This window comes from Collinsella sp. Sow4_D11 (genome assembly GCF_052116465.1).
Lineage (GTDB): Bacteria > Actinomycetota > Coriobacteriia > Coriobacteriales > Coriobacteriaceae > Collinsella.
Genome location: NZ_JBQKLA010000036.1, coordinates 1 through 7,571 on the forward strand (window position 1 = coordinate 1; position 7,571 = coordinate 7,571).

A 7,571-nucleotide genomic window follows, 5' to 3' on the forward strand; every position below is an offset into this window, starting at 1 on the left:
CTGGACCGATGACGACTCACAGAACAGCGCCGTGTGGTGCTTCGCCTAGACGATGAATGGAGGTGGGCATGGGTGACATTGATGTCCTGAACCGCCTCCACCGCAAGACCCCGAAGATCAAGCGCGACTACAAGCACCTCGACATGTACTACGAGGGCCTGCAGAAGATCGACGTGATCGGTCTCGCCGTGCCGCCCGAACTGAGGATGTTCGAGGTCGCGATCAACGTGCCACGCATGGCTGTGGATGAGCCGGAGCGCCGCCAGCAGTTGCGCGCCTTCCAGCGGTCGGGTTCCGACAAGATCGACCGCGGCTTGCAGGAGGCGTGGGAGTACAACAACTTGCCCTCCCAGTCATCGCTGCTGCACAAGGACTGCCGAACTTTCGGGCGCGGCTTCGCGGTCGTGTCCACAAACCCTGAAGAACCCGATCAGCCGCTCATCACCGTGGAGTCGCCTGAGGCGTTCTCGGTCGAGATCGATCCCCGTCGGCGCATGACTGCCGCGCTGCGCACCTACACCGGCGACGATGACCGGCAGCGCGCCACCCTGTACCTGCCCAACAAGAGCCGCTATCTGATCCGCGACGGCCACGACTGGGCCGACGAGTTCGACCCTGACGAGCACGGGCTTGGCCGAGTGCCGGTCGTGATGTTCCTGAACCGGCCCCGCACGGGCCGCTGGACTGGCGTGTCAGAGATGGCGGACGTGATCCCGATGACGGACGCGATCGCCCGCATCATCACGAACACGCAGATCGGCGCTGAGGCGTTGGCGTGGCCCCACCGGTGGGCCGCTGGCGTCAAGAAGGAAGACTTCATCAACCCCAAGACGGGTAAACCCATGGCGACGTGGGAGGCATACATGACCATCCTCAAGGTCACGTCGAACAAGGACGCCAAGTTCGGGTCGTGGGACGCGGCGCAACTGTCGAACTTTACCGACGCCGTGAACGCGATGCTGCGCTGGTGTGGCGGGATGTTGGGGCTCCCGACCCGCTACCTCGGTCAAGACACCGTCAATCCTGCGTCGGAGGGCGCGATCCGCGCCGATGAGGCCCGTCTAATCCGCAACGTCGAGCGCATGAACGTGTACGACGGTGACTCGTGGGCGTGGGTGATGGGCCTGCGGGAACGCCTCCGCACCGGCGAATGGCTCCCCGGCAACGAGATCAGGGCGCTGTGGCACGATCCCGCGACCCCCACCTACTCACAGCGAGCCGACGCCCTCACGAAGATGGCTGGCGGCGTGCCGATCCTCTCTCGCGAGGGCGTGTGGGACGAACTGGGATGGGACGAGGGGCGCAAGCAACGGGAGCGGGCCTACTTCCGCGAGCAGGATGCCGACCCGCTGGTGCAGGCGCTGATGGCGGCTCCGGGCGATGTCACCACAGTCGCCTGAGAAGGCGATGCTGGCCCGTTCGCGGGCCGCTGCCACGATGGTGGGCCGCGAGTGGCGCACGATCCGCGCGAGCGGCGACTGGGCTGCTCAATGGCAGTTGAAGCTGACGCCTCTGTCTCGATTGGTGGTGGCCGCGCAGATCGGTGCCGCTGCTGCTGGCGCTGCCAGCGTGGACGACGACCTGTACCGCTCCGGATACCCAGAGAAGGCGTTGGCGGAGGTCGACCCGGCTGGTTTCGGCGGATGGGCGGAGCACCCAACGTCAGGGGCAGTTCTCACAATCCCCGCCCTCCTGTATCCGGCTGTCATCACAGCCAGGGCGACGCCGGGCACTGCCACTCAGAAGCTGGCCGCTGGCGGCAGGGTGGCGCAGACGATGGCCCACTGGGCTGTGTCGGAAGCCGGCCGTAACGCCGCCATGGTCGGGGCGACTGGGAGGGCTCGCACGTCGCTGATGTTCGTGGACCCCGCCCCGATGTGCCAGCGGTGCGCGGTGCTCGTCGGGAAGCTGTTCAAGCCTGGCACGAGGTCGTTCACGCGGCACCCCGGCTGCGATGGACGCCTGGTGGCTGTCAGTGACCGGGATAAACCCTCAGTGCCTCCGCTGGACGTGTCCGACATCAAGGACCTCACCCGAGACCAGCTTCGGGCGATCGAGGACGGCGCTGACATCAACCAAGTCATCAACGCCAAGCCGGCTGTCCGCATCACCAAGGACGGCGAAAAGAAGTCGGTGCTGCGAGCCAACGGCGCCCGCACCATGTACGGCGCTCGCAGGATGGAGCGCTGGACCCCGAAAGCGATCTACGCCAAGGCGGGCGACGACCAGGACATGGCGATCCAGCTACTGCGGAAACACAAGTACATGCGCTGAGCGAGTCAGCGCACCCAACCCCAGAGAGGTGGCACGATGCCGCACCACACGCCCGACGATCTGCGACAGATCATCGACACTCACCGCGCCCTGTTCGGCGGCTTCACGATGCTGGCCGACAACAACAGCGCCCCAGAGGCCCCCAAGGAACCCTCCGACGGCAGCAAGGCCCCCGAGGCGCCCAAGGATGACGACAAGGCCGACAAGGCCGACGAGAAGCTCGGCGACAGCGGCCTCCGCGCCCTCCAGAGGGAACGCGACGGACGCAAGGCGCTCGAGCAGCAGATGTCGGAACTGAAACGCGGCCTGGCAGCGATCGCCGGCGCGGAGACCCCCGACCCAACCAAGGTGACGGTCGAGGACGTTGCGGCGCAGATGCAGCACATGCAGCACGAGCTGGCCGTCGAACGGGCGGCCCGCTCCCACGGCATCACCGCCGAGGACGACATCAAACTTCTGGTCGCGACGACCAGCGAAGACCAGCTAAATGCCCTCGCGGCACGGCTGGCACCCGCCGACCATACCGGCAGCGACGGCGCGAAGCCCCGCGGCCCCAAGCCGGACCCGTCCATCGGGCGAGGTGGGGGCGATTCCAACAAGGGCGGCACCGTTCAAGCGGGCCGCGACGCCTACCGGCAACTACATCAGAAGAAGGAGTGACCATGCCTCGCATGAAGGTTGAGTCGTTCTCGGGCGGGAATCGTTCCTGGCTCGCCTCGGCTCACGCAATTGTCAACAACCACACCGGCACGCTCGACGTGTCGAAGTTCACCAAGGGCACCAGCCTGACCGATGGGCACTACCCCAAGGGGTTCTTCCCGTCCGGCCTGGAGCTCAACATCGCCAACCTCGGCGCGATCGAGCCGTGGACGGGTGCCTCGGGCGAGAAGCTCGGGTTTCTGTTCTCCGACGAGGCTACCGATGGGGTCTCTGATCTCGCGGTGCCCGTCGTGTGGCACGGCTCGATCAACGTCTCCAAGCTCCCCAAGGCGCACGTCGAGCCGCAAACCGGTTCCGACGCGTCGAAGTTCGACCTCGTGAAGGAGGGCTGATCCATGGCTGAACTGTGGACTGACCTGATCGACCCTGCCGAGCTCACCGGCTATGTCCGTGAGGGCTTGTCGGCCATCGAGCGCCGCAAGGGCTCGCTCGCCCAGTTCCTCCCGAACCGGGAGGTGGACGACATCTCCGCCCGCTTCCACAAGGGCCAGAACGGTCTCGTGGATGAGGCGAAGTGGCGCGCCTACGACGCTGAGCCCGAGATCGGCGACACCCCGCCCGAGGGTCGTGTCATCATCGAGTTGCCTGCTGTGTCTCGCAAGGAGCGCATCAGCGAGTACGCCCAGCTGCGGCACCGGAACGCCTCTGACGACTCGATCCGTAACGCAGGCTTCCGCGCTGCCGACCGGTGCGTGCTGGCTATCGCTGATGCGGTGGAGCGGATGCGTGGCATTGTGCTCGCCACAGGCAAGGCGACCATCACGCAGTCGAACTACAAGACCAGCGATGACTTCGGTCGAGACGCCGACCTGACCATCACCGCGAACAGCCTCTGGTCGACCGACACCACGGACGGACTGACCCAACTCGAGACGTGGATGGACCTGTACTCCACCCGCAACGGCACCGAACCCGGCGCGATCGTCATGCCGCGCCGCGTGTTCCGCGCCCTGTCCGGCCTTAAGGTCATGCAGGGCCAGACCGCTGCTGGGGCGTTCCGCCGCCCGATGGAGCAGGATGTTCGCGGCATCGTGTCCTCAGCCGGCCTGCCCGACATCATCATCTACGACCGGCGCACGAAGAGCGGGCGCGTCATCCCTGACGACACGCTGCTTTTCCTGCCGGAGCCGACCGCCATCGATGACTACAACGGGACCGAGCTCGGCGCCACGTTCTGGGGTCAGACCCTGACCGCGACCGATCCGAAGTTCTCGCTCGTCGATGCGGAGATGCCGGGTCTCGTCGCAGGGCTGTGGCGGCATCAGACGGTGCCGATGATCGCCGAGGTGGTCGGTGACGCGATCGCGCTGCCGGTCCTCGCGAACGCGAACCTGTCGATGGCCGTGAAGGTGCTGTGATGAGCACTCTCATCGCTACCACTGTGGTGCGCCACCCTGACTCTGGTCAGCCGGTGGCGCTCCGCAGTGGCGACGCGGTACCTGACTGGGCTGAGGGGATGATCGGCGACCATCTGCTGGCCGCCGACGACCCGGCCCCGTCGAAGCCGAAGCCTGCCACGCGGGGCCGGTCGAAGTGACCACCGTCGAGGACGTCCGCATCGCCGCCCGCAGGGCGAGCCTCGGTGGCGATGAGACAGTCCTCGTTCAGCGGTGGATCGCGGTGGTTGAACGCATGATCGCTGACCGCCTCGGCCCCCTCGAGGCGCTCGACAGTGACGCCCTCGCCCTGGTGGTGTCCGAGGTGGTCGCCGACCGCCTCACCTCGCCGGGGCGAGGCGTCACAGCAACTCAGGTCGCTGTCGATGACTCGTCCACGTCGGTGCGGTACGACACCGCCGACACGGGCTGGTTCCGCATCACCGCCGCGCACTGGGACCTGCTGGCCCCAGATCGCGGACGGGAGTCCGAGGCGTTCAGCATCAACCCCGCCTATCAGGCAGGCCGTCATGCTGCTTGGTGAGGTCACCCGCGACGCCCTCGACACCCTCCGCGCTCACGCCCAGTCGGAGATGGACTGCGACGTCACCATCTACACCCATCGCCGCTACGAGTTCGTGGACGGCTCCGAGGTGGAGATGTTCGGCCCCGAGGTCTACGCCGGCGTCGGTGCTGTCGATCCCGGCTCCATGGCCGGGCAGGTGACATCAACGGGTCAGCAGCCCGTCACGTCCCGCGCCTACCGCTGCTCGGTGCCGTGGTGGGTAGATGCGCTCAGGGAGGGTCACGTCATGGTCGTCAACCACTGCCCCCGCGACCCGTCTCTCGACGGCGCCCGGTTCACGGTGGAGACAGTCCGCCAGAACGGTCTCGGCGTCGTCAAGCGCCGCTTCACCGCATCGGTGATCGAGACGCCATGACCGAGAATGCGGAGTTGACGAAGCTCGCCGTCGACCTCGGGAAGGCGTCGTCGAAGGTCACCCAAGAGGTCATCAAGGCGACCGCCGCCGCAGGCAGGGAGGTGGCATCGGAGGCGAAGAGCCGCGCTCCGCGCCGATCCGGTGCGCTCGCCAACTCGATCGTCAGCCACGCCAAGGGTCTCGTCGCTGTCGTGGCCGCCGATGCGCGCCACGGCGTGTTCCAGGAGTTCGGTACCTCCCGGCACGGTCCGCAGCCGTTCCTCGGGCCCGCGCTGGCAGCCAAGAAGGACGCCTACGTGAAGCGGATTGAGCAGATCGCGGGGGACATCCTGTGAGCCTGCACGACGACCTCGCGGCACGCATCCCGGCCCTCACCGTCTATGACGGGGAACCGCCAGCGACCCCACCGGGCCGGTACGTATGTCTGTACTACGACACCGGTCTGGAGTCGGAGCGCCGCATCTGTGCCCCGTCGGCGCACATCAGGGTCGACGTGAGCGCCGTGTGTGTGGCCCGCACCCGCCCCGGCGTCCGGGACGCGGTGACGATCGTCCGCACCGCCCTCAACAGGTGCCAGCCGTTCGGTGCCGACTCGGCGATGGTCGAGGAATCATCCGGGCCACTGGTGACCGAGGGCCCTGCTGGCGACGTCCGCATGTCTGCGACTCTCGTTTTCACCGTCCGCATCAGAAGGAACCAGCTATGACCACCACCCGAGCCGCCGACCAGTCCGAACCGGTCGAGATCGAGACGACCGAGGCCGAGGAGGCCGAGGCGACCGACGCCGACATGGCCGCTGTCACCCGAATCGGGGTGAGCGTCGTGCGTGTCCGCGACACCGCGACCGGACACCACATCACCATCTCCGCCAACCTCGCGGACTCTGACAAGGCCCGCTACAAGCCACTCAAGTCGCCAGCCGTCGACGCCAACGGCAACCCAGCACACCCCAAGTTCAAGACCAACATCTAAGGAGCCCCCATGTCTCTCACTGTTTTCAATCCCGACGGCGTGGAGGTTCTCGAGAACTCCGCCGTTATCGTCGCCCCCGCTGTCGCGGACCTCGACAAGCCGACCGTCGCCGAGTACAACGCGGGCACCGCCATCGAGTGCTCCATCAAGTCGTTCGGCATCTCCACCGACGTCTCCTACGCCAGCTCGCAGTACCTGTGCGACAAGGTCGCGAAGAAGCGCGTCGGCAATCGCGAGCGCAACCTCGAGCCGCTCACCATCAAGATCGGCGACCCCCAGGCGGAGACCATTTCGGAGAAGTTCGTGGAGGACTCGGTGGTATACCTGATCCACCGGCCCGGACTGAAGCACACGACCCCGGCTGCAGCATCGCAGAAGGCTCAGGTCATCAAGGCTCGCGTCGCCGCCGTCGATCTCGTGCCTATCGGGGTCGAGGAGGGTGCCGTGTACGAGGTCCGCGTCGCGCTCGCCGTCGATGGACGCAACGCCGGGCTGTTCGCCACCATCGCGTCCTAACCCCCCAATCGCAGCCAGCCCCTACCGCATGGCCTCGCGCGTAGGGGGTGGCTGCATCTCAGAGAGGCCACCATGTCTGAATCGAAGTACGCCCAGCTGCTGGACGCCCGAGTGAAGTCGAGCATCCGGCGCACCACCACCGCCCCTGTCTGCCTGGACCCCGCTCTGTGGGAGGCCTGGGAGGCCGCCAAGAACGCTTTGGACGCCTGCCCCTCCGGTGACGACGCACCCAAGACGGGATCGCTCGGAGCCAAGCCGTCGGGGCGTCAGGCGGCCGAGAAGGCTGTGCAAGCGGCCCGCGCCGCTCTGCGTGAGGCGTCGATCCTCATCCACTACCGGGCGCTGCTCCCCGCCGAGTCGAGGGAGTTCTACGCCACCATCGACACCGAGGGCCCCGCGACCGACGTGTACGGGAACCTCATGCGCCGCTGCTTCACCCACGCCACCACCCTCGACGGTGAGACGATCGCCGACATTGACGAGGCCCGGTTCTCGCATCTCGTGGACAACATGGAGCTTCCCGAACTGGAGGCCCACAACGCGAAACTGAACGCGATCCTCGGTGAGCTGCCGGATTTTCCTATGTAGCTGAGGTTGTCGCCTCCGACGCCGAGTTGCGGACTGATCTGGCGATCGCCCGCAGCTTGGGCGTCAGCCTGCGCCGATTCAACGGGTGGGAGCCGACCACGGTCACCACCACCCGCCCCGACGGCACAACCATCACCACCCGTGACCCCGAGTTCGACGCGTGGGAGCGGTCGCTGTGGATCGC

The 7,571-nt window shown here is 66.7% G+C and carries 13 protein-coding genes; all 13 read left to right on the top strand.

Annotation, left to right across the window (positions count from 1 at the left end):
* The first annotated feature begins 68 nt into the window (after positions 1-68).
* The 13 genes from ACTQ40_RS09790 to ACTQ40_RS09850 all read left to right on the top strand — a co-directional run bounded on the left by ACTQ40_RS09790 (position 69) and on the right by ACTQ40_RS09850 (position 7,387).
* Entirely contained in the window at positions 69-1,400 is a 1,332-nt protein-coding gene (locus ACTQ40_RS09790; RefSeq protein WP_441042079.1) for a phage portal protein, read from the top strand.
* The gene (locus ACTQ40_RS09795) at positions 1,381-2,274 is read left to right on the top strand and encodes a hypothetical protein (RefSeq protein ID WP_441085590.1); all 894 of its coding nucleotides are present in this window, start codon (positions 1,381-1,383) and stop codon (positions 2,272-2,274) included. The genes ACTQ40_RS09790 and ACTQ40_RS09795 overlap by 20 nt, the downstream gene beginning before the upstream one ends.
* Before the next feature lie 36 nt (positions 2,275-2,310).
* Complete coding sequence (locus ACTQ40_RS09800; RefSeq protein ID WP_441042083.1) at positions 2,311-2,934, top strand: hypothetical protein; 624 nt, start codon at positions 2,311-2,313, stop codon at positions 2,932-2,934.
* A 2-nt stretch (positions 2,935-2,936) separates the two neighbouring features.
* Entirely contained in the window at positions 2,937-3,326 is a 390-nt protein-coding gene (locus tag ACTQ40_RS09805) for a hypothetical protein (RefSeq protein ID WP_441069377.1), read from the top strand.
* 3 nt (positions 3,327-3,329) lie between these two features.
* Positions 3,330-4,352, top strand: coding sequence for a major capsid protein (locus ACTQ40_RS09810; protein ID WP_441042087.1), 1,023 nt, complete (start codon positions 3,330-3,332; stop codon positions 4,350-4,352).
* On the top strand, positions 4,352-4,531 hold the full coding sequence (locus tag ACTQ40_RS09815; protein ID WP_441085589.1) for a hypothetical protein: 180 nt from the start codon (positions 4,352-4,354) through the stop codon (positions 4,529-4,531). The genes ACTQ40_RS09810 and ACTQ40_RS09815 overlap by 1 nt, the downstream gene beginning before the upstream one ends.
* On the top strand, positions 4,528-4,914 hold the full coding sequence (locus ACTQ40_RS09820; RefSeq protein WP_441042089.1) for a hypothetical protein: 387 nt from the start codon (positions 4,528-4,530) through the stop codon (positions 4,912-4,914). Before ACTQ40_RS09815 ends, ACTQ40_RS09820 begins: the two co-directional genes overlap by 4 nt.
* Positions 4,901-5,311 carry a DUF6093 family protein gene (locus tag ACTQ40_RS09825; protein ID WP_441042091.1) on the top strand — a complete coding sequence of 137 codons (411 nt, stop codon included), beginning with the start codon at positions 4,901-4,903 and terminating at the stop codon, positions 5,309-5,311. Before ACTQ40_RS09820 ends, ACTQ40_RS09825 begins: the two co-directional genes overlap by 14 nt.
* Positions 5,308-5,646, top strand: coding sequence for an HK97-gp10 family putative phage morphogenesis protein (locus ACTQ40_RS09830; protein ID WP_441042093.1), 339 nt, complete (start codon positions 5,308-5,310; stop codon positions 5,644-5,646). Before ACTQ40_RS09825 ends, ACTQ40_RS09830 begins: the two co-directional genes overlap by 4 nt.
* On the top strand, positions 5,643-6,017 hold the full coding sequence (locus ACTQ40_RS09835; protein ID WP_441042095.1) for a hypothetical protein: 375 nt from the start codon (positions 5,643-5,645) through the stop codon (positions 6,015-6,017). The genes ACTQ40_RS09830 and ACTQ40_RS09835 overlap by 4 nt, the downstream gene beginning before the upstream one ends.
* Positions 6,014-6,283, top strand: coding sequence for a hypothetical protein (locus tag ACTQ40_RS09840; protein ID WP_441042097.1), 270 nt, complete (start codon positions 6,014-6,016; stop codon positions 6,281-6,283). The genes ACTQ40_RS09835 and ACTQ40_RS09840 overlap by 4 nt, the downstream gene beginning before the upstream one ends.
* A gap of 9 nt (positions 6,284-6,292) precedes the next feature.
* On the top strand, positions 6,293-6,799 hold the full coding sequence (locus ACTQ40_RS09845; protein WP_441042099.1) for a phage tail tube protein: 507 nt from the start codon (positions 6,293-6,295) through the stop codon (positions 6,797-6,799).
* A gap of 72 nt (positions 6,800-6,871) precedes the next feature.
* A complete protein-coding gene (locus ACTQ40_RS09850; protein ID WP_441042101.1) occupies positions 6,872-7,387 on the top strand; it encodes a hypothetical protein in 516 nt (171 codons plus the stop codon).
* The last annotated feature ends 184 nt before the right edge of the window (positions 7,388-7,571 follow it).